The sequence below is a fragment of the Catenulispora pinisilvae genome (assembly GCF_015356865.1).
In the GTDB taxonomy this organism is placed as follows: domain Bacteria; phylum Actinomycetota; class Actinomycetes; order Streptomycetales; family Catenulisporaceae; genus Catenulispora; species Catenulispora pinisilvae.
The window spans coordinates 1-399 of the sequence record NZ_JAAFZA010000615.1 but is presented as its reverse complement, the minus strand read 5'-3'; the positions used below and the strand labels follow the sequence as shown (position 1 = coordinate 399).

At 29.6% G+C, this 399-nt stretch carries 1 protein-coding gene; it reads right to left on the bottom strand.

All coding sequences use genetic code 11. The annotated features are described in order from the left end of the window. Positions 1–153 precede the first annotated feature (153 nt). On the bottom strand, positions 154–399 hold a 246-nt coding region (locus tag IZR01_RS54960; RefSeq protein ID WP_194927934.1), incomplete at its 5' end, for a hypothetical protein.

Below are 399 nucleotides of genomic sequence, written 5' to 3'. Positions count from 1 at the left end.
ACCAAATGCTTAATTAATACTAGAATGAAGAAGATCGATTGAAATTTATGTTAACTAATAACTTTAAAAGCAAAAAGAGGATTGTCAAAATAAAATTTGATAATCCTCTTTTTTAATTTATACTACAAGTTTAAGTTATATTACTTGAAACTATTACTTTGAAATCCACTCTAATACAGCAGGATTTGCGCATGCTGAAGTTTCACCATCAATCTTTGTAACAAAAATAATATCTCCTCCATTAGCAACAGAGCTTACTTCATCAAATATTTCTTTTGCAGATAATGTATCTGTTTTTACAAAGAATCCTTCAGGCATAAATTGAGCCCATGAGCCTAAAGATTTAATTTTACCGACTATATTAGCACCGCTATGTGCATGTTCATGAGAATGATCTTC